Source organism: Nocardia sp. NPDC051833, from assembly GCF_040681225.1.
Lineage (GTDB): Bacteria > Actinomycetota > Actinomycetes > Mycobacteriales > Mycobacteriaceae > Nocardia.
This window is the reverse complement of record NZ_JBFAYK010000001.1, coordinates 1,622,993-1,642,543: the sequence shown is the minus strand read 5'-3', so window position 1 is coordinate 1,642,543 and position 19,551 is coordinate 1,622,993. Positions and strand designations below refer to the sequence as shown.

Sequence of the window (19,551 nt, the reverse complement as noted above, 5' to 3'; positions counted from 1 at the left end):
CGTTCGCGGCGTGCGCGGTGATGTCCGACGATCGTCGAGGTGAGGTAGATGGCAACAGAAGTGGATCCGGCGGAACAGGACTACGTGACCGATCATCCCGAGCTCGACGTGTTGCCGGTGTGGCCGCAGGAGACGATCGCCGTGCTGGTCACGACCGATCCGGCGCCGCACGCGATTCCCGTCTCGTGGCCGGTGCGCGCCGGCGACCGGCGCATCCTGATCAGCCTGAAGTCCGATCGCGGCTCGCTGGCCAGGCTGCGGGCGCGGCCGGAGGTCGCCCTGCTGATCCTGGGCGGCGGCAATGTCGCGCTGTGCGCGCGCGGGCGGGCGTCGGTGATCGCCGAGCAGATGCCGGCGGCCGAGGACTACACCGCCGTGCAGCTCGATGTCGAGGTGATCGACGACCACCGGCAGTCGGCCTTCGCGGTGGATCGCGGCATCCAGCGCACCGTGCTCGACGACTCCGAACTGCGCGCGCTGGAGGGCCGGGTCGAGACGTTGCGGACCTGGGCCGAGGACGGGCACTGACACACATCATCAGATAGAAGGGTTTCCATGAGCGTCACACTCGCCAAGGGCGGCAATGTCTCGCTGTCGAAGCAGACCGACAATCTCACCAAGGTCGCGGTGGGTCTGGGCTGGGACGTGCGCACCACGACCGGCGCCGACCACGACCTCGACGCCAGCGCGCTGGCGACCGGCGCCAACCTGAAGGTGCTCTCCGACCAGCACTTCATCTTCTACAACAACCTGCGCTCGCCGGAAGGCACGATCGAGCACACCGGCGACAACCTGACCGGTGCCGGCGACGGCGACGACGAGGTGATCAACGTCGACCTGGCGGCCACCCCGCCGACGATCACCAACATCTTCTTCCCGGTCTCGATCCACGACGCCCAGGCCCGCGGCCAGTCCTTCGGCCAGATCCGCAACGCCTACATCCGCGTCACCGACGCCGTCACCGGCGTCGAACTGGCCCGCTACGACCTCTCCGAAGACGCCTCCACCGAGACCGCCATGGTCTTCGGCGAGCTCTACCGCCACAACGCCGAGTGGAAGTTCCGCGCCATCGGCCAGGGTTATGCCTCCGGCCTGGCAGGCATCGCCAGGGACTACGGCGTCAATATCTGACGGGTACTCTTCGACCGGGCCCACCGCACCTCGGTGGGCCCGGTTTGTGCTGCGGGGAGGGGCGGATCTTGGAAGAGGGCAGTGTTTTCGCCGGGTACACGATCCTTCGGGAGCTGGGTCGCGGCGGGATGGGCACGGTGTATCTCGCGCGGCATCCACGCCTGCCGCGCACCGTCGCCCTGAAACTGCTCGCCCGCGATCTCGTCGCGGACAGCGAGTCGTTGCGCAGGTTCGAACGCGAAGCCGAGTTGATCGCGGCGCTGGACCATCCCGGCATCGTCACCGTGTTCGATCGTGGTTCGGTGGACGGACAGCCGTGGATCAGCATGCGCTACGTGGAAGGGACGGACGCGAGCAAGCTGCGGGCCCCCGATCTCCCGCTGCACCGGGCCGCGCGCATCATCTCCGATATCGCTGACGCGCTCGATTACGCACACGGTATGGGTGTGCTCCACCGAGACATCAAACCGGCCAATATCTTGCTGACCACCCTGGATGGCGTTGTCGAACGCGCCCTGCTTTCCGACTTCGGGATCGCTCGCGCGGGTAGCGACGCCAGTCAGCTGACCGTGACCGGGACGATCAACGCGACCCTCGCCTACGCCTCGCCGGAGCAGCTCGTCGGTTCGCCGTTGGACGGGAGAGCCGACCAGTACTCGCTGGCGTGCACGCTGTTCCGGCTACTGACCGGCCGGACTCCCTTCGAGTCGGGTGATCCGGTCGCCACGATCACCGGCCATCTGCACCTCGCCCCACCCACACCGAGTACCTGTCGACCCGATTTGCCGCAGGGCCTCGACGCGGTGCTCAGCCGTGCGCTGGCCAAGCGACCGGAGGAGCGCTTCCCGTCCTGTCGGGACTTCGCGGCCGCTGTCGCCGCCACCGTGGACGTGCCGAGGTCGGCTGTCCGCGCGACGATCGAGGGGCTGCCGCGAGCCGCTGCACCGACCGACCCCGTGGTCAGACCGCGAACGCCGCGATCGACAGCCCGCGAGCCCAAGCGGGTGGTGAGGGTTCGCCGATGGCAGATAGCGCTCGCTGTCGCGGGGGTCGTCGTCCTCGGTGTCGGATCCGGTCTTGCTGTGGTCGGCCTGCTGGAGACCGATTCGCGCGCCGATGCGGCATCCCCGACCACGACCACGAAGCCGGCGACGACAGCGAAGCCGGTTACTCCGGCGGATACCGCCGAAGCCCAGCAGACAGTGGAGCTCCTACGGAACACTTTTCCTCGGATGATCCCCGCGGACGCGAACTCGAAGGCCGGTTACCTCGGTACCTCGTGTGAGCCGAGCTCGAAGGTGATCGTGCCGAAGGCGATGTCCGGTCACGGTATCGACTTCGGGGACTGGGTATCGGTGTGGCGGTGCCTGGGCGGTACCGGAAAACCCTGCTGTGCGTACTTCTTGCTGTCGTACCGAACCCCGGCCGACGTTCAGGTCGTCGTCGACAAATTGCCTGCGAACACCAAGTTCGCCGATTCGGTCGAAGGGCTGTCCGTGACCAACTATCAGTTCTTCCGGCCGGAAATCACGCGCGATGCCGAGACCGGGAATCTCATCACGACATTCCCTGGCGATCCCGTCCGGGGGGCCGTCCTCATGTACGCGCTACCCGGGTTCCAGAACAGTCTCGCCAACCGAAACGAGCGGGCGGAGACGATGGCCAGCTGGTTGCGCGGCACCCCGTTGACCTGAGAGCGCCGCACAGCCGCCGAGTCTCGGTCAGGACGATTGCGTCGCCGGAACGCGCCTTGGCTGTTCGGCAACCGCCCGGTCGAGCAGCGACAGGTACTTGCGCAGCATCAGCACCGCGGTGGTGGCCAGGCCCGCTGTGAGGCCCCACCAGACCCCTGCCGCGCCCAAATGCAGCGGGAAGGCGAACAGGAGGGCGGTGGGGAGGCCGACGCCCCAGTAGCCGATCACGGACAGGCGGAAGCCTGCTGAGGTTTCCTTCAGACCGCGGAGCAGGCCGGTGCCGATGTTCTGGGCGGCGTCGAAGAATTGCAGGACGATGCCGATGAGCAGCAGGGTGTGGGCGATCGCGATGGTGTCGGTGTCGCCGGAGTCGAGGAACGGGGCCAGCACCAGGTTCGGGGCGACCACGTAGACCGCGCCGGTGACCGCGGCGACGATGCCCGCGTGCCGCAGCGCCAGCCAGGCCAGTGCCCTGGCGTGGCTGTACTCGTCGCGCGCCACGGCATGGCTGACCAGGATCGACGCGCCGTGCGAGATGCCGATCGCGACCTGGAACACGATGTAGATGATCTGGTAGACGACATTGTGCGCGGCCAGCGCCGCTGGCCCGAAACTGCCCATGACCAGCGCCAGCACGGAGAACATGCCCGCCTCCGACCCGTAGGTCAGCGCGATCGGGGTGCCCAGGCGCAGTTCCTCGCGCACGATCGACCAGCGCACCGGCCACGGGGTGCGCGGCAGCGTCGGTCCGAGCCGTTCGTCGCGGGCGACCATCGCCCAGAACACCCCGAAGGTGATCAGGAAGACCAGCGAGGTCGCGATGCCGACGCCGGTCAGGCCGGACGCGGGGATACCCGCCCAGCCGTGGATGAAGGTCAGCGCGAGCACCAGGTTCAGCGCGACCGAGCCGAGCGTCACCAACAGCAGCGCCTGCGGGCGCTGCATGCCGACGGTGTACTGCCGCAACACCTGGAACCACAGGCAGGGCAGCAGCCCGGGTGCCAGCGCGATCATCATCGGCCGGGCGAGCGCGAGCACGCCCTCGTCCTGCCCGAGCCAGGGCAGGATCCACCCGAGCCCGATCAGCAGGGCCCCGCCGAGCAGGCCCGCGATGGTGGCGATGACGAACGCTGCGCGCACCACCCCGCGGATCTCGTCGTCGGCGGAGTCGCCGCGCTTGCCCGCCGCGCCGATCGCCCCGGCGATCTGGTTACCGGTCCCGGTGATCAACCCGACGCACATGGTGCGGATCTGGTTGAACAGCACCAGGGCCAGTCCACCGGCGGCGACCTCGCGCACGCCGAGCGTGCCCATCAGGGCCAGGTTGGTGGTCGAGACCGCGATCTGCGCCAGCTGGGTGAGCGCGATCGGCGTCGCCAGCCGGGCCAGCGCGCTGCTGTCGGTGGGCCGCGCGCTCACCCACCCACTCCGCGATTCGTCCCGCGCGCCTTCGCGCTCACCTGACCTCCATCAGTTCGTCGTGTCGCCGCAGCGGCGAGTAGCGGCGCAGCAGGGTGGTGACCTCGCACTCGGCGGCGGGGTCGAGCAGATCGCGCGCGGCCATCCAGTCGTCGTCGAATACGGTATCGAGATACTTCTCGCCACCGTCACACACGATGGTCACCACGGTCGACCCGGCCGGGAACTCCTCGAGCCGCGCCAAGGCATTGTGCACCGAACCGCCCGCGGAACCACCGATCAGCAGACCGTGTGTCCTGGCGACGGCGCGCGCGGTGGCGAAGGCGTCGGTATCGCTGACCTTCACCCCCTCGTCGAGCAGGGAGTAGTCAACGGCCGTGCCGATGGTCGCGCCGGGCGGGGTGCCCGTGCCCGACTGCCAGTACGGCCCGCCCTCGCCGCCGAAGGCGATGGAGCCGACCGGTTCCACCCCGATCACCCGGGCGGGCGCGCCGAGTTCACGCAACCGGGTGGCGGTGCCGAACAGCGAGCCGCCGGTGCCGACCGCGGACAGCAGGATGTCGACCCGCTCGACGTCGGCCAGCAACTCCTCGGCCACCGCGTAGTAGCCGACGGCGTTGGCGTCGTTGTTGTGCTGTTCGGTGAAGTAGGCGTCGTCGCGGGCGGCCGCCATCGCCTCGGCGAGATCCTCTCGTGCCGAGGTGGCCAGCTCGTCGTCACCGTCGTCGGCGACGAACACCAGGTCGGTGCCCATGGCCCGCATCGCGCGCAGTTTGTCCTTACAGGCGTGGTTGTCGACCACAGCGGTGAATCGATAGCCACGTTCGGCCGCGACCACCGCCAAGCCGAGTCCGGTGTTGCCGGACGTCGACTCGATGATATGCCCGCCATCGCGCAGCAAACCTCGCCGCTCCGCGTCGAGCACCATCGAGCGGGCCATTCTGATCTTGGCGGCGCCGGTCGGGTTGAACTGTTCGAGCTTGAGCAGCAGCCGGGTTCCGGCGTCGGTGACGGCGAGTTCGAACAGCGGGGTGCGGCCGATCAGATCCGTCACGCGCGTGACGAGAGCCATGGGGTGTTCCTCCATCGGATTGGGAGCTCGGGTGGATCAGCGGGTGTCCATACTCCAGCGCAGCCGGTCGCCGCGAGCGCGCAGCACGACCTTCGGCGGGAGCGGGAGTTCGTGGAACGGGGACTCGTTGGAGTCCATCTGGTACCCGGCGGTGTTCGGGTAGACGAGCAGATCGCCGACGCGGGCGCGGCGGGGCAGCGGGATGCGCCGCCTGCTCAGCAGGTCGGACTCCAGACAGGTGGTGGCGCCGACACAGGTGGGGGTGCGGTCGCCGGGATGCGCGGGCCACAGCACGGGATCGGGCAGGTATTCGCTGGCGAACCACTGCTCGGACAGGCTCAGGCTGGTGCCGTCGACGGTGAGGATGTCGTACGGAGCGCCGTGCGCGGTCCGGGTCTTCACGCCCTGCACCCGGAAGACCGAACTGCCCGCCCGGTCCAGCAGGGCGCGTCCGGGTTCGACCGCGAGCCGGATGTCGTTGTCGCGCAGCAGACCTGCCAGGTCGTGGTGGGCGAGGACGGCGGCGAGCATGTCCGCGCCGGGCACCGGGAAGTGATACGGGTAGTAGCCGCCGGTGGGCGGGTCGGCGTGGAACCAGCTCTCGCTCAGGGTGTCCTGGAACCGTGCCCACGCGTCGGCGTCGAGGTAGTCCACCCCGAATCCGCCGCCGATCGAGATCGTGTCGGCCGGGTGCCCGTCCGCCCGTGCCCGCAGGCAGTGCCCGACCAGCGCGACAGCCTGTTCGGCCCTGGCCGTGGCGTCATAGCCGGACAGGTGGAAGCTGAAGCCGGACAGCGTGATCGGGCCGTCGACCGCCTGCACGGCCTGTTCCAGCTCGATCGGGTCGAGCCCGAAGCGGCTGGCCGACCCCTCGGGCAGCGCCCGCAGCAGGATGCGGGCGGGCAGCTCCATGGTGCGCAGGCGATCGAGCTCGTCGAGCGCGTCGATCGCGATCAGTGCCCGGTGCCGCGCCGCCAGCCACAGCAGTTCGTCGGACTTCGCGGGTCCGGTCACCATCAGGTCCTCGCCGCGGATGCCCTGCGCCAGGGCGGCGACCAGCTCGCCGGTACTGGCGACGTCGATGCCCGCCCCGTTCTCGGCACAGGCGCGGGCCACGCACGCCGCCTTGTTCGCCTTCTTCCCGAAGTACACGAACCCGTCGACCTCGGCCCGGCGGAACGCCGCGTGAAAGGCGTTGATATTCACCGCGACCCGCTCGGGAAACAGCACATGGAACGGCCCGCCGACGACCTCCGCGATCTCGCCGAGCAGCTGCGGATCATCGATCAGCCGCTGTTCCACCGCGCTGATCCGGGCGGGCATCGGCGGCGCGCAGTGCGTCGGCCGATCGGCCGACGGCAGCGTGCCGCGATCGACGGCGGTGCCGCCCGGCCGCGGCAGGCCCGCCCGACGCAGGACGGCGGCGTCGGCGGACGAACCACCGACGCCGCCACCGGACGCGTCGTCCGTCAGTCCCACAACGGCACCTCGACACCCCGTCCCTCGGCGATGGCCCGCGCCGCCAGCGCGTGCGCGACCGCGATATCGGTGAGCACCAGCCCGCTGTTGTAGACGAAGATCTTCTCGTCCTCGCTGCGTCGCGCGGCCGCGCCGCGGGTGAGGATCTGCGGCAGTTCGGCGTCGACGCTGCGCAGGGTGCCGTCCGGCCCGACCATGTCGGTCCCGGTGAGCGCCATCTGCGCGGCGCTGGTCGCGACCACCCGGTCGGCCTCGACCAGCGTCGACGGCGCGAGCCCGTAGCCGACCAGCACCGCCACCGAACCCGGTGCGAGATGGGCGGATTCGAGCGCCACCTCGGTGCCGGGGCCGGCGGTCGCCAGCACCACGTCGGCGTTGGCCGCCGCCGCGTACGGATCGTCGACCACCTCGAGCAGCGCGTGCGGCGCCGCGTCGGCGAGGTGCGCGTGCACGGCCGACAGTCCCTCCGGGTGGGTGCCGAACACCATCAGCTTGCGCAGCTGCGGATTCACCGCCAGCAAGTGCGGCAGCGCGTTGCGGCCCTGGGTGCCGGTGCCGATCAGCAGCGCGCTCTCCGCACCGCGCCGCACGGTCTCGCGCACCAGCAGCGCCGAGACCGCGGGCGTGCGTAACGCGCCGACCCTGGCGCAGTCCATCATCGCGATGGGCGCGCCGGTGGTGTCGTCGTAGAGCGTGATGGTGGTGTAGTACCGCTTGGTGCTGCGGTCGTGGCCGGGATCGAACTTGTAGGAGGTCTTCATGGCCACCACCCGGCGCCTGCCGTCGCGGCCGAGCATCGCGTAGGACACCGAGGAGCCGCCGGGATCGGCGACGCTCAGCTTGCGCGGGTTGTCGGATTCGCCCGCCGCGAAGGCGAGATACGCCTCCTCCACGGCCCGGACCACCTCGGCGGGGGTGATCGGTACGTCGGCCAGGTCGCTGCGCGAGAGCACCCGCAGCGGGATGCTCCGGTCACGGTTGTTCAACGGATCCTCGTTCATCTGTGCTGCCCCGCTCTGCCGTCCGATCGATGGCCGCCCGGAACGGCGCGACCACCCTTTGCCCATACCCATTCTCGGACGACTCGTTCGCGCGCCTGCGACGTTCGGGCAACCGGATGTTGACGCGCTTGAGCCAGCGATCGGTGCCGTCGTAGCGGGCCCGGAAGGGCACCCGCCCGTGCACGGCGACGTCGTTGTCCACCAGCAGGATCTCCCCGGGAGCGAGCGCGGGCGCGTGGCAGACCCGGGCGAGCTCGGCGGTGAGCTGGGCATAGGCCGCCCGGAACGCCGGGTCGGCGTCGTCGAGCGGGGTATAGGCGGGATCGTAACGCAGTGTGGCACTGCCGGATTCGTCGAACCACACGGTCGGCAGCGCGGGGGCGGGCTGATCGAAGTCGGTGCCGTAGGACACGTCGGGCAGGATCGGCAGCGTCGGCACGGTCAGAGTCCGCAGGTCCGCCTCGGTCAGCTGGACCTGCCGCACCGACGACACCGTGGTGGCCACCCGGTCGGGGTTGCGCAGGCAGGTCAGCATCAGCAGGTTGGCGCGCGCGGCGTGGAAGGCGTCCTCGGTGTGCGGGCTGAGCAGGGTGGAACTGCTCGCGCCGGACTGCTCGTCCTCGTGGCCGACGGCGGGCAGGATGTTGTTGACCAGCCTGCCGTTCTGCTGGCCCGCCCAGCCGAACGGCTCGCCCGCGCACCGCGCCAGCAACAGCATCGCGATGTCGAGATCGAGCGAGCCGGTGTGCCGGGGGTCGGCGGCGGACGTGGCCGCGGCCTGCCAATGCGGCGGCGTCGGGCCGAATTCGGCGTCGTCGACGGACAGGCCGCGCACGACGGTGGCGCCCGCCGCGGTGGCGGGCGGTCGCACGGCGTGGCGCACGGCGGCGGGTAGTTCGCCGACCCGCTCGTCGACCTGGGCCAGCAGGACCGGGTCGTGCAGGGTCTCGGTGTGGGGTTCGTCACCTAATCGGTGCCGGATGTCGGTGGCGAGCGCACGGACGGCCGAGGCGGCGTCGGGGGGTAGCTCGCGATTTTCGATGTCGTGCAGGTGAAGCGTCATACGTTCGGACAGAACGCTTTTCACCGGCCATCCCTTCTTCGCATCGGTCGAACGCGGGTGATCTTCAGACTCGAAGTGCGAAGGTAGTGCCTGTACTCTAATTAGGCAAGACTTACCTAACGTGTTGGCTGAGAAATAGCCTATTCATATAACGCAGAGTTCTACCGGAACGGTCGAAGCGGGCGTCATCCGGGGTCCGGATGACGTGCTGCGGTTCGGTGACGGTCGCCGGGAAGCTCCCCAGCCGGCGACTGTTTTAGGCTAGCCTCGCCTAGTTTGCGGCGCCAGGAAAAGTGGTGCGGCGCACGCGGTTCGAGGGAGGAACACCATGGGTTTCACGCGCAGGCAGCTCCTGCAATCCGGGCTCGGCGTCACCGCGCTACTGGTGGTGGCGGCCTGCACGAGCGACGACGAGGCCGACGGCCCCGCCAAGCCTGGCGGCACACTGCGTGTCGGCGCGCTCGGCACGACCGCCCGCATCGAACGCGATCCGCACGCCAATCTCAGCAACGACAGCGACTTCCTGATCGCCTCGCTCGTCTACGACGCGCTGACCGTCCCCGGCGCCGACCCCACCGTCGCGCCCCGCCTTGCCTCGCGCTGGGAACCCTCCGCCGACAACCGCCGCTGGACGTTCACCATCGCCGAGGGCGCGAAGTTCCACAACGGCGCGCCGGTCACCGCCGACGACGTGGTGTGGTCGATGCGGCGGCTGCGCTCGGTCGGTGGGGCGTCGAAGATGCCGGTGGCCGAGAACGACATCGTCGCCGACGGGCCGAACCGCGTCGTGTTCACCCTCGCCGCGCCCAATACCCAGCTGCCGCTGCTGCTCCGGCTGATGACCTTCACCGTGCCGCAGGGCACCACCGACTTCGCGGCCGCCATCGGCACCGGCCCGTTCCGGCTCGAGTCCTACCAGGGCGGCAATGCCCGGCTGGTCCGCAACGAGCAGTGGCACGGCACCCCGCCGCTGCTCGACGCGATCGAGGTGACCATGTTCGACAGCGTCACCGCGCTCGGCAACGCCGCGCTGGCCGGGCAGATCGACCTCGCCTCCAATGTCGGCGCGATCGCGGGCCGCACCGCCGCGAGCCGCGGTGACCTGCAGGTGGTCCGGCGCGCGAACGACACCATGCTCGGCGTGGCCATGCGCGCGGCCGACGGGCCGTTCGCCGACGCGCGGGTGCGCACCGCGCTGCGCCTCGGCGTCGACCGGACCGCGCTGGTCAACCAGGTGCACTCCGGCTACGGCACCGTCGCCGCCGACATCCTGGGCACCGCCGACCCGCTCTACGACACCGCGCTCGCGCGGCGCGATCGTGACGTCGAGCGGGCCAAGACCCTGCTGCGGGAGGCGAATTTCGACACCGGGCGCAGCTACCCCTTCGTCACCAAGGCCGAGGTGCCGGGCGAGGTCGAGTCGGCGAAGGTGATCGCCGCTCAGCTCGCCGACATCGGTGTCCGGCTCGACGTGCAGGTGGTCGAACCGGCCGCCTTCTACGACACGACCTGGCTCACCGCCCCGCTCTACACGGTGTCGTGGGGCACCAACGACTCGGTGCTGTTCTTCGCCGAGAAGCTGATGACCTCGGCGACCAACCGCAACGAAACCGCCTTCCGCGACCCGGAATTCGATGCCGCGACGGCCAAGGCGCTGGCGTCCTCCGGTGACGACTACACGAAGTCCTGCCGCGATATCCAGCGCATCGAGTTCGAGCGCGGCGGCTATCTGGTGTGGGGCATGGCCGACGGCGTCGACATCGCCGCCGCGCCGGTGCGTGGTCTGCCGACGCTCGGCGGCTTCGCCCGCGTGCAGCTGGAACGCGCCTGGCTGGCGTGAGCACCGTGCGGACCTTCGCCCTGCCGCTGCTCCGGCGGATCGCGCTGCTCGTGGCCCTGCTGGCCATCGTGTTCGTCGCGGTGGACCTGCTGCCCGGCAGTGCGGCCTCCTCGGCGCTCGGCCGCGACGCCGGGCAGGGCGAACTGGCCGCGAAGGAACACGAACTCGGCCTGGATCGCGCGCTCCCGGTGCAGTTCTGGCACTGGCTCTCCGGCGTGCTGACCGGGGACTTCGGGCAGACCGCGCGCGGCAACTCGGTCGGGGACCTGCTGGCGGACAAGTTCCCGCAGACCCTGGTGCTCGGCGGTATCGCGCTGGCGCTCACCGTCACGGTGTCGCTGGCGCTGGGCTGCTGGTGGGCGATGCGGCCGCGGGCCTTCGGCGCGCGTCTGCTGCAACCGGCCAGCACGGTCGCGGTCGCGGTGCCCGAATTCGTCTGCGGCACCCTGCTGATCCTGGTGTTCTCACTGGCCACCGGCTGGCTGCCCGCCGTCACCATCACCGATCGCTCGGGGTTCCCGGCCGGACCGGAGATGCTGATCCTGCCGGTGCTGGCGTTGGCGATACCGCAGATCGGCTGGAACGCGCGCGTCGTGCGCTCCGCCCTCGACGACGTCGCCACCGCGCCGCACGTGGAGAACGCTGTGCTGGAAGGGCTTCCGTCCCGCACCGTGCTGGTGCGGCACATGCTGCCCTTCGCGGCCCCCGCCATCGTCGCCGGCTACGCCACCTCCGTCGGCATGCTCTTCGGCGGCGCATTGGTCGTGGAAACACTGTTCAACTACCCCGGCGTCGGCGCGGTCCTGGCGGGTTCGGTCGCCGATCGCGACACCGCCACGGTCGCCGCGGTCGTCGCGTTGACGGCCATCGTCATCATGGTGCTGCTCGCGGTCGCCGACTTCGTCCGCACCTGGGCGTCGGGCGGTACGCGATGATCCGCGCGGCCCGGTGGTGGCGGTGGTCGGCGGCGGCCGGGGTGGGGCTGGTGGTGCTCGTCGCGGTGGTGGGGCCACTGCTCGCGCCCTACCCGGCGGAGCGAGCGGTGGGGATGCCGTTCGCCACGCCGGGTGGGGGAGCGGTGCTCGGGACCGATCGGCTCGGGCGGGATGTGCTGAGCCATCTGTTGACCGGCGGCACTCAGCTGCTGGTGGTCTCGGCGGTGATCGCGGTGGTGGTCACGGTGTCGTCGGCGGTGCTCGGTGCGATCGCGGCGGTCCGCCCGCGTGCGGGTGCGGTGATCGAGCTGGGCAGTGATCTGCTGATCCTGCTACCCGCCGTGCTCGGCATCCTGCTCGTCCTCACCGCCTGGCCGCAGGGCGGCGTCGGCGCGCTGATCGTGGTCTCGCTGCTCTTCGCCGTTCCCTATTGCGCCCGGATCTTCGCCGCCTCGGCGGCCACCATCGCGGCCACCGGCTATGTCGAGGCCGCGATCGCCGGTGGCGAATCCCTGCCGCACCTGGTCTTCCGCGAGATCCTGCCGAACCTGCGCGCGGTCTTCACCACCCAGCTGGGCCTGCGTTTCGTCGTCGCGATCTATCTCGTCAGTACCGTCTCCTTCCTCGGTCTCCCCGCCCTCGACGACGACAACTGGGCGAACATGGTGCGCGACAACGCCTCCGGTCTGTTGCTGAACCCCTGGGCGGTGCTCGCGCCCAGTGCGGCCATCGCGGTCGTCGCGGTCGGCGTCAACCTCGTCGTCACCGGTGGGGTGGCTAGAAAACCCGATCGCCAGGCCGCTGAATCCGTCACTGCCCCGCAGCTCGCCGACACGGCGACCGGTGTCGCCAGGCCCGCGGATCCGCCGACCGGCACTGTGGTGAGTCGTACCCCGGCCGGGGGTCGGGATCGGCCGACGGGCCGGCGGCGCGAGGACTGCGGGATCTCGGTGGTCGATGCCGGGGACGCCGCGGTAGTCGAAGGACTGACGGTGGTCGCCGACAGCGGCGCGTTGTTGGTGGCGCCGTTGTCCTTCCGATTGAAGGCCGGGACCGTGACCGCGCTGACCGGGCCGTCGGGTGCGGGCAAGTCGACCGCGATGCGTGCGCTGCTCGGTCATCTTCCCGCCGGTACCAGGCAGGAAGGGGCTGTGCTGGTCGCCGGGCACGATGTGTTCGCGTTGGATTCCGGTGCGCTGCGGAGGTTTCGGCGGTCCCGGGTCGCCTACGTCGGCCAGGATCCCGGCTCCGAACTCAACCCGCTCCTGCGCGTGCGCGCCCTCCTCGCCGAGGCCGCGCCAACGGCCACCGACGCCGAGCGCCACGCCGTCCTCGAACGCGTCGGCCTCGACGCCTCCTACCTGCGCCGCCGCTGCGCCCGCCTGTCCGGCGGCCAGCAGCGCCGCGTCGCGCTCGCCCGCGCTCTACTCCGAAAGCCCCAGGTCCTCATCCTCGACGAGCCGCTCGCCGGCCTGCACGGCGCGCTGCGCACCGACATCGCCCGCCTCGTAGCTGATCTTGCCGCCCGCGAATCCACCGCCGTCCTGCTCTCCGGCCACGACACCGCCACTGTGCACGCCATCGCGGATGCCGTGATCGAGGTATATCTGCCAGGTCGGGCACCGGCGGGCGACACCGGCACACCGTTCGATCGCCAGGACCAGCCGTCCGATCAGGTCGATCGCCACGACCAGCCGTCCGATCAGGTGGGTCGTTCAGCTGGGTGCGCGCCCGCACCGGTGACCGTTGTCGCGCGCGCGAATGGCGAATCGACGCCGGACCTACTCGAGGAAGACGCGGTCGATGCAGGGGGCGCGGCAGAACGGGAGCCGGTACCCGCGGGAGCGGCGAGGTCCGGCGGTGTGCAGGTGGTGCGGGACAAGGGACCAGCGCCGGCCAAGCGCGCGGCAGGGCACCAGACGGAGGCGACCGGGCAACCGGATGACGACCAGGGCCTGGGGAGCGGTGGCGCCGAACGAACGACGGCACTCCCGGCCGAAGCGTCCGAGCCACCGACCCTGCGCGTCGAGGGGATCGGCGCGGTCGCCGACGGGCACGAGATCCTCGCCGACATCGACTTCACCGTGCGCGCGGGCGAGGCGCTGGCAGTGGTCGGCCCGTCGGGAGCGGGCAAGACGACGCTCGCCCGGGTGCTCGCGGGCCTGCACGTCGGCGCGGGTTCGCTCGAATTGGCCGGTGCGCACATCGCCGTCGACCGTCGACGTCGGATCGAGGCGGGGCCCAAGGGGATTCACCTGGTCACCCAGAACCCGCTCGCCGCGCTGAATCCGCGCCGCACCGTCGAACAGACCCTCGCACGCCCACTGCGCCGCATCGCCCGGGTGCCGCGAACGGAACTGCGCGCCCGGGTCGAATCCCTGCTCACCGCGGTCGAACTCCCCACCGACCTGGCCGCGCGACATCCGCACGAACTCTCCGGCGGCCAGCGCCAGCGCGTCGCTTTGGCCCGCGCCCTCGCCGCCGACCCGGCCGTGCTGATCTGCGACGAGATCACCACCGCCCTCGACCACACCACCGCGGCCGCGATCATGGCTCTGCTCGACCGCCTCCGGGCCGAACACGGCACCGCTCTCGTGCTGATCAGCCACGATATGGCGCTGGTCACGACGCACTGCACCGAACTGGTCGTGCTCGACCACGGCCGGGTGGTCGAATCCGGCTCCCCGGCCGCTGTTTTCGCTGATCCGGCGCACCAGGCCACTGCCGCATTGCTGGGCTGACACCCCGGGCAGCGCGGTCGGTTCGCACGGGACGGGCGACCGCACCCACTCTGAGAAGTCGCTGTGAGAGGTGCCAGGGATGCGACCGACCTGGATGATGGATGGGGTGTCTGTGCAGAAAGTCGGCGTGCTCGCCGCCGTGGCGGTGACCGCGCTGCTCGCGGGGTGTAGTTCGCTCGCGTCGATCCCCGGTGACATGCCGCCCGGTCCTGGTGCCGCGCTGCCTGCGATCGATGTCGACGCGCCGGGGCGCGCGTCCGAGCAGTTGCGCGGGTGGGCCGACGAGCAGTCGGGGGCGGTCGGGATCGAACCGGTGGCGCTGGAGGCATACGGGTACGCGGCGGCGGTGCTGGCCAGGTCCAAGCCCGAATGCGGGATCGCCTGGACCACGCTGGCCGGGATCGCCAGTGTGGAGAGCGGGCACGGCACCCATCGCGGCGCCGGCGTCGACGCCGACGGGACGGTGCGCCCGGCGATCATCGGGGTCGCCCTGGACGGCACCAAGGGCAATGCCGACATCCGCGACACCGACGGCGGCACCCTCGACGGCGACACCACCTACGACCGGGCGGTCGGGCCGCTGCAGTTCATCCCCGAGACCTGGCGGCGCTGGGGCGTCGACGCCAACGGTGACGGGGTCGTCGACCCGCAGAACATCGACGACGCGGCGCTCACCGCCGCGCGGTACCTGTGCGTCCGCGGCGGCGACCTGACCTCGGCCGACGGCTGGCAGCGCGCCCTGTTCGCCTACAACCAGTCGAACAAATACATGCGGGTCGTGCGCGACCGCGCCGCCACCTACAGCATCGGCCGCCGGGTGTAGTTACCGAGCGGCCGGAGTGCCGGTTACTCCACGTCACGCCGAGACGATAGGCTCGGCACCGCACGGCCCATCCCGTGAGACCTACCGTGCCTTCAGTCGTAAGGAGTCGTTTTCGTGGCCATCATCGAACAGGTCGGAGCGCGCGAGATTCTGGATTCGCGCGGCAATCCCACTGTCGAGGTCGAGATCGCCCTCGACGACGGCACCCTGACCAGGGCGGATGTCCCGTCCGGCGCGTCCACCGGTGAGCACGAGGCCGTCGAGCTGCGTGACGGCGGCGACCGCTACAACGGCAAGGGTGTCACCAAGGCCGTCGAGGGTGTCCTCGACGAGATCGCGCCCGCCATCATCGGCCTCGACGCCGTCGAGCAGCGCACCGTCGACCAGGTCCTGCTGGATCTGGACGGCACCCCCGACAAGTCCCGCCTCGGCGCGAACGCCCTGCTCGGCGTCTCGCTGGCCGTCGCGCGCGGTGCGGCCGAGTCCTCGGGCCTGGAGCTGTTCCGCTACCTGGGCGGCCCGAACGCCCACGTGCTGCCCGTGCCGATGATGAACATCCTCAACGGTGGCGCGCACGCCGACACCGGCGTCGATGTCCAGGAGTTCATGGTCGCCCCGATCGGCGCCCCCACCTTCCGCGAGGCGCTGCGCTGGGGCACCGAGGTGTACCACTCGCTCAAGGCCGTGCTCAAGGAGAAGGGCCTGTCCACCGGCCTCGGTGACGAGGGTGGCTTCGCCCCCGACGTCGCGGGCACCGTGGAGGCGCTCGACCTGATCAGCGTCGCCATCGAGCGCGCCGGCTACAAGCTCGGCACCGATGTCGCGCTCGCGCTCGATGTGGCCGCCACCGAGTTCTACACCGCCGGTGAGGGCTACAAGTTCGAGGGCCAGGTCCGCACGGCCGCCGAGATGGGCGAGTTCTACGCCGACCTGCTCACCCGGTACCCGCTGGTTTCCATCGAGGACCCGCTGTCGGAGGACGACTGGGACGGCTGGGTCGCGCTGACCGACGCCATCGGCGACAAGGTGCAGCTGGTCGGCGACGACCTGTTCGTCACCAACCCCGAGCGCCTCGAAGAGGGCATCGCCAAGGGCGCGGCCAACGCGCTGCTGGTGAAGGTCAACCAGATCGGCACCCTGACCGAGACCCTCGACGCCGTCGAGCTGGCGCACCGCAACGGCTACAAGACCATGATGTCGCACCGTTCCGGCGAGACCGAGGACACCACCATCGCCGACCTCGCGGTCGCGGTGGGCTCGGGCCAGATCAAGACCGGCGCCCCCGCCCGTTCCGAGCGGGTCGCCAAGTACAACCAGCTGCTGCGCATCGAGGACGCCCTCGGTGACTCGGCGCGCTACGCGGGTGACGTGGCCTTCCCGCGGTTCACCGGCGTTTTCTGAGCACCAGCAGTACCGCAAGACAGGCAGTGAGATGACGGGGCGGTAGCGAATGACCGAGCGACGTGCGCGTGGAACCAGTCCGGGTGGACGAGGCGACCGCCGCACGTCGCGGGCCGCGCGCTCCCGCCCCAGTCATCTCGACGCCCCCGGCCGCCCCGCCGCGGCCAAACGCACCACCCGGCGCCGTCCCGAGTCCGCCACCGGCGCGACCACGGGCAAGCGCAAGACCAGCGGCAGGCTCGAACGCAGCGAGCACACCATCCTCGGTCTCTCGACCGGCAAGGCGGTGATCCTCGCGGCCGTGCTGTGCGGCCTGGCGCTCACCCTGGCTGTCCCGACCCGCACCTACTTCAGTCAGCGGGCCGAGGCGGCCGCGCTGGCCCAGCAGCGCGCGGAACTCGACGCCGACCTGGCGGCCCTGCGGGATCGCCGGGCCCAGCAGCAGGACCCGGCCTACATCCGCTCCGAGGCCCGCGACCGGTTGCGCCTGGTGATGCCCGGCGAAACCCCCTACATCGTGCAGATCCCCGGCATCGAAGCACCGGCGCCGCCGCCGATGAGCACCCGAACAGCGGCGCCCGACCCCTGGTACACCGACCTGTGGCGCAGCATCTCCGAACCGGCCCCGGAAGGACCAAGGTGACCGCACCGAACGAGCGCGACCTCGAGATCATCGCCCAGCAACTGGGCCGCGAGCCGCGCGGTGTCCTCGCCGTCGCCTACCGCACCCCCGACGGCCTGCCCGCCGTGGTGAAGACCGCGCCGCGGCTGCCCGACGGCACCCCGTTCCCCACCCTGTACTACCTGACCGATCCCCGGCTGACCGCAGAGGCGAGCAGGCAGGAATCCGCCGGGGTGATGCGCGAGATGACCGAACGTCTCGCCGCCGATCCCGAGCTGGCCGCGGCCTATCGCGCCGCGCACGAGAGCTACCTGGCCGAACGCGACGAGATCGAATCGCTCGGCACCGATTTCACCGGCGGCGGCATGCCCGACCGGGTGAAGTGCCTGCACGTGCTGATCGCGCACTCGCTGGCCAAGGGCCCCGGCCTGAACCCCTTCGGCGACGAGGCCGTCGCCCTGGCCGCCGACGCCGGCCTGCGCGGTACCGCCATCCCCGCCGACTGGCCCGCCGCACGCACGCCCGAAGAATCGGCATAATCGCGGACAGCGCGTGGCGCCGGATTCGCACCGGCGCCGGGCGATCGGGCCGACCAGGAGGAACATCATGACCGAGCGCATCGCCGCGGTGGACTGCGGTACCAACTCGATTCGTCTGCTGATCTCCGAGGTCGGCGCCGACGGCGGCCTCACCGATGTGCACCGGGAGATGCGCATCGTGCGGCTCGGCCAGGGGGTCGACGCGACCGGCAGGCTCGCGCCCGAGGCGATCGAGCGCACCCGCGTCGCGCTGGCGGATTACGTCGATGTGATGCTCGCCCAGGGTGTTTCGCGGGTCCGCATGGTCGCCACCTCGGCCACCCGCGACGCCGCCAACCGCGACGACTTCTTCGACATGACCCGCGCCGAACTGGGCCGGGTCGTGCCGGGCGCGGTCGCCGAGGTGATCACCGGCGACGAGGAGGCGCGGCTGTCCTTCGCGGGCGCGGTCGGCGAACTGTCCGCCGACGCCGGGCCGTTCGTGGTGGTCGACCTGGGTGGTGGTTCCACCGAACTGGTCGTCGGCGACGGCGACGGCGTGCAGGCGGCCTACTCCGCCGACATCGGCTGCGTGCGGGTCACCGAACGCTGTCTGCCCGGCAACCCGCCGACGCCCGAACAGGTCGAGGCGGCGCGGGAATTCGCGCAGACCAAGCTCGACGAGGCGTTCGCGAAGGTTCCGGTGGACCGGGTGCACACCTGGGTCGGTGTCGCGGGCACCATGACCACCATCACCGCCGTCGCGCTGGACCTGCCCGAATACGACTCGACCCGGGTCCACCTGACCCGGCTGAGCCTGGCCGAGGTCCGCCAGGTGTGCGACCGTCTGATCGCCATGAACCACGACGAGCGCGCGGCGCTGGGCCCGATGCACCCGGGCCGGGTCGACGTCATCGGCGGCGGCGCCGTCATCACCGAGGTGCTGGCCGACGAATTGGCCAGGCGCGCTGGCGTTTCCGAGCTGATCGTCAGCGAGCACGACATCCTCGACGGCATCGCGATGTCCGTCATCGCCTGATCGACACGACATCGCCGCGCATCGGAAGGCTTCCGATGCGCGGCGACGTGGGTGGTCGGATCAGGGCAGAACCTGCGGAATGACCTCGGGCGCCACGGCACCGACGGCCGCACCGATGAGTGCGCCGACCAGGGCGTTGGGCAGGCCGACCAGCCCGACGCACGGCAGGTACAGGATCATGGTCGTGATCATCGGCACGCACACCACCGCGGCGGCGATCAGGCCGACGCCCGCGCCGATCGCGGCGGCATTGTGCACCGGATCGGAATTCTGCGCGGTCGGGTTGGTGGCGATGGTCTTCAGTTCGGTGGCCGCGGCCTGCGAGACCTGCGGGGTCGCCCGCAGCGTGCGCCCGTCGGCGGAGATCTCGGTGGCCACGGTGATGGTGTTGCCGCCGACGGTGCCGAAGGTGGTTGGCACCTGCGCGATCGGGCTGCCGGTCGCCGATTCGACCGTCAGCATGCCGTCCTGGCCGAGGACGAATCGTCCGTCGTCGACGGTCGCCGACACGGTCCGCAGATCCGGCGTGACGTCGGTGCGGTAGGCGATGCCCTCGGCCTGGCCGTGTGAGGCCAGCCCCTGGACGAACCGGGCCTGCTGATCGGCATCGACATCGGCCGAGGCCACCCCGGCGCAGGTGACGGCCACGGCGACCGGCAGGGCGGCGGCGAGCAGCCGCCGGCCGAGGCCGGAACTCGAGTTCTGGAACATATCGGAGAAACTCCCTCTCCGAATTCGCCCGAAGAAATCGGCCCCCGGGTGAATCCGAAATA

Annotated in this window: 17 protein-coding genes; 11 read left to right on the top strand and 6 right to left on the bottom strand. The window is 70.6% G+C overall.

Features of this window, described 5'->3' with window-relative positions; all coding sequences use genetic code 11:
• The first annotated feature begins 48 nt into the window (after positions 1-48).
• From AB0L91_RS07375 to AB0L91_RS07365, 3 genes are read left to right on the top strand one after another with little or no spacing between them, the layout of a single operon-like run.
• Entirely contained in the window at positions 49-528 is a 480-nt protein-coding gene (locus AB0L91_RS07375; RefSeq protein ID WP_357342890.1) for a hypothetical protein, read from the top strand.
• 27 nt (positions 529-555) lie between these two features.
• On the top strand, positions 556-1,131 hold the full coding sequence (locus AB0L91_RS07370; protein WP_355273318.1) for a TerD family protein: 576 nt from the start codon (positions 556-558) through the stop codon (positions 1,129-1,131).
• Positions 1,053-2,825 carry a serine/threonine-protein kinase gene (locus AB0L91_RS07365; RefSeq protein WP_365007967.1) on the top strand — a complete coding sequence of 591 codons (1,773 nt, stop codon included), beginning with the start codon at positions 1,053-1,055 and terminating at the stop codon, positions 2,823-2,825. Before AB0L91_RS07370 ends, AB0L91_RS07365 begins: the two co-directional genes overlap by 79 nt.
• Before the next feature lie 27 nt (positions 2,826-2,852).
• Here AB0L91_RS07365 and AB0L91_RS07360 read toward each other — a convergent pair whose 3' ends face one another.
• From AB0L91_RS07360 to AB0L91_RS07340, 5 genes are read right to left on the bottom strand one after another with little or no spacing between them, the layout of a single operon-like run.
• Positions 2,853-4,244, bottom strand: a complete 1,392-nt coding sequence (locus AB0L91_RS07360; protein WP_357342892.1) for an MATE family efflux transporter — start codon at positions 4,242-4,244, stop codon at positions 2,853-2,855.
• A gap of 37 nt (positions 4,245-4,281) precedes the next feature.
• The gene (locus AB0L91_RS07355; RefSeq protein WP_355273312.1) at positions 4,282-5,316 is read right to left on the bottom strand and encodes a cysteine synthase family protein; all 1,035 of its coding nucleotides are present in this window, start codon (positions 5,314-5,316) and stop codon (positions 4,282-4,284) included.
• A gap of 36 nt (positions 5,317-5,352) precedes the next feature.
• A complete protein-coding gene (locus tag AB0L91_RS07350) occupies positions 5,353-6,795 on the bottom strand; it encodes a Y4yA family PLP-dependent enzyme (protein ID WP_365007964.1) in 1,443 nt (480 codons plus the stop codon).
• Positions 6,786-7,796, bottom strand: a complete 1,011-nt coding sequence (locus tag AB0L91_RS07345; protein WP_355273306.1) for an ornithine cyclodeaminase family protein — start codon at positions 7,794-7,796, stop codon at positions 6,786-6,788. The genes AB0L91_RS07350 and AB0L91_RS07345 overlap by 10 nt, the downstream gene beginning before the upstream one ends.
• A complete protein-coding gene (locus tag AB0L91_RS07340) occupies positions 7,768-8,859 on the bottom strand; it encodes a TauD/TfdA family dioxygenase (RefSeq protein WP_365007961.1) in 1,092 nt (363 codons plus the stop codon). The genes AB0L91_RS07345 and AB0L91_RS07340 overlap by 29 nt, the downstream gene beginning before the upstream one ends.
• A 328-nt stretch (positions 8,860-9,187) precedes the next feature.
• Here AB0L91_RS07340 and AB0L91_RS07335 point away from each other — a divergent pair, with 328 nt between their 5' ends.
• The 8 genes from AB0L91_RS07335 (at position 9,188) to AB0L91_RS07300 (ending at position 18,778) form a co-directional block, all read left to right on the top strand.
• Positions 9,188-10,699, top strand: a complete 1,512-nt coding sequence (locus AB0L91_RS07335; protein WP_365007958.1) for an ABC transporter substrate-binding protein — start codon at positions 9,188-9,190, stop codon at positions 10,697-10,699.
• Positions 10,696-11,634, top strand: coding sequence for an ABC transporter permease (locus tag AB0L91_RS07330; RefSeq protein WP_365007953.1), 939 nt, complete (start codon positions 10,696-10,698; stop codon positions 11,632-11,634). The genes AB0L91_RS07335 and AB0L91_RS07330 overlap by 4 nt, the downstream gene beginning before the upstream one ends.
• Positions 11,631-14,375 (top strand): ATP-binding cassette domain-containing protein, encoded by a 2,745-nt coding sequence (locus tag AB0L91_RS07325; RefSeq protein ID WP_365007951.1) that lies wholly within the window; start codon positions 11,631-11,633, stop codon positions 14,373-14,375. Before AB0L91_RS07330 ends, AB0L91_RS07325 begins: the two co-directional genes overlap by 4 nt.
• 97 nt (positions 14,376-14,472) lie before the next feature.
• Entirely contained in the window at positions 14,473-15,198 is a 726-nt protein-coding gene (locus AB0L91_RS07320) for a lytic murein transglycosylase (protein WP_365011210.1), read from the top strand.
• Positions 15,199-15,312: 114 nt separating this feature from the next.
• A complete protein-coding gene (gene eno / locus AB0L91_RS07315; protein ID WP_355273293.1) occupies positions 15,313-16,599 on the top strand; it encodes a phosphopyruvate hydratase in 1,287 nt (428 codons plus the stop codon).
• A gap of 49 nt (positions 16,600-16,648) precedes the next feature.
• Positions 16,649-17,242, top strand: a complete 594-nt coding sequence (locus AB0L91_RS07310) for a septum formation initiator family protein (RefSeq protein WP_355273290.1) — start codon at positions 16,649-16,651, stop codon at positions 17,240-17,242.
• On the top strand, positions 17,239-17,760 hold the full coding sequence (locus AB0L91_RS07305) for a DUF501 domain-containing protein (protein ID WP_355273287.1): 522 nt from the start codon (positions 17,239-17,241) through the stop codon (positions 17,758-17,760). The genes AB0L91_RS07310 and AB0L91_RS07305 overlap by 4 nt, the downstream gene beginning before the upstream one ends.
• Before the next feature lie 67 nt (positions 17,761-17,827).
• The gene (locus AB0L91_RS07300; RefSeq protein WP_365007948.1) at positions 17,828-18,778 is read left to right on the top strand and encodes a Ppx/GppA phosphatase family protein; all 951 of its coding nucleotides are present in this window, start codon (positions 17,828-17,830) and stop codon (positions 18,776-18,778) included.
• 60 nt (positions 18,779-18,838) lie between these two features.
• Here AB0L91_RS07300 and AB0L91_RS07295 read toward each other — a convergent pair whose 3' ends face one another.
• The gene (locus AB0L91_RS07295; RefSeq protein WP_355273281.1) at positions 18,839-19,489 is read right to left on the bottom strand and encodes a hypothetical protein; all 651 of its coding nucleotides are present in this window, start codon (positions 19,487-19,489) and stop codon (positions 18,839-18,841) included.
• Positions 19,490-19,551: the final 62 nt, after the last annotated feature.

Coding starts and splice junctions, on each gene's coding strand:
- AB0L91_RS07375 (WP_357342890.1), top strand. CDS start 49: ATGGCAACAGAAGTGGATCCGGCGGAACAGGACTACGTGACCGATCAT.
- AB0L91_RS07370 (WP_355273318.1), top strand. CDS start 556: ATGAGCGTCACACTCGCCAAGGGCGGCAATGTCTCGCTGTCGAAGCAG.
- AB0L91_RS07355 (WP_355273312.1), bottom strand. CDS start 5,316: ATGGCTCTCGTCACGCGCGTGACGGATCTGATCGGCCGCACCCCGCTG.
- AB0L91_RS07345 (WP_355273306.1), bottom strand. CDS start 7,796: ATGAACGAGGATCCGTTGAACAACCGTGACCGGAGCATCCCGCTGCGG.
- AB0L91_RS07340 (WP_365007961.1), bottom strand. CDS start 8,859: ATGACGCTTCACCTGCACGACATCGAAAATCGCGAGCTACCCCCCGAC.
- AB0L91_RS07335 (WP_365007958.1), top strand. CDS start 9,188: ATGGGTTTCACGCGCAGGCAGCTCCTGCAATCCGGGCTCGGCGTCACC.
- AB0L91_RS07325 (WP_365007951.1), top strand. CDS start 11,631: ATGATCCGCGCGGCCCGGTGGTGGCGGTGGTCGGCGGCGGCCGGGGTG.
- AB0L91_RS07320 (WP_365011210.1), top strand. CDS start 14,473: ATGGATGGGGTGTCTGTGCAGAAAGTCGGCGTGCTCGCCGCCGTGGCG.
- AB0L91_RS07310 (WP_355273290.1), top strand. CDS start 16,649: ATGACCGAGCGACGTGCGCGTGGAACCAGTCCGGGTGGACGAGGCGAC.
- AB0L91_RS07300 (WP_365007948.1), top strand. CDS start 17,828: ATGACCGAGCGCATCGCCGCGGTGGACTGCGGTACCAACTCGATTCGT.
- AB0L91_RS07295 (WP_355273281.1), bottom strand. CDS start 19,489: ATGTTCCAGAACTCGAGTTCCGGCCTCGGCCGGCGGCTGCTCGCCGCC.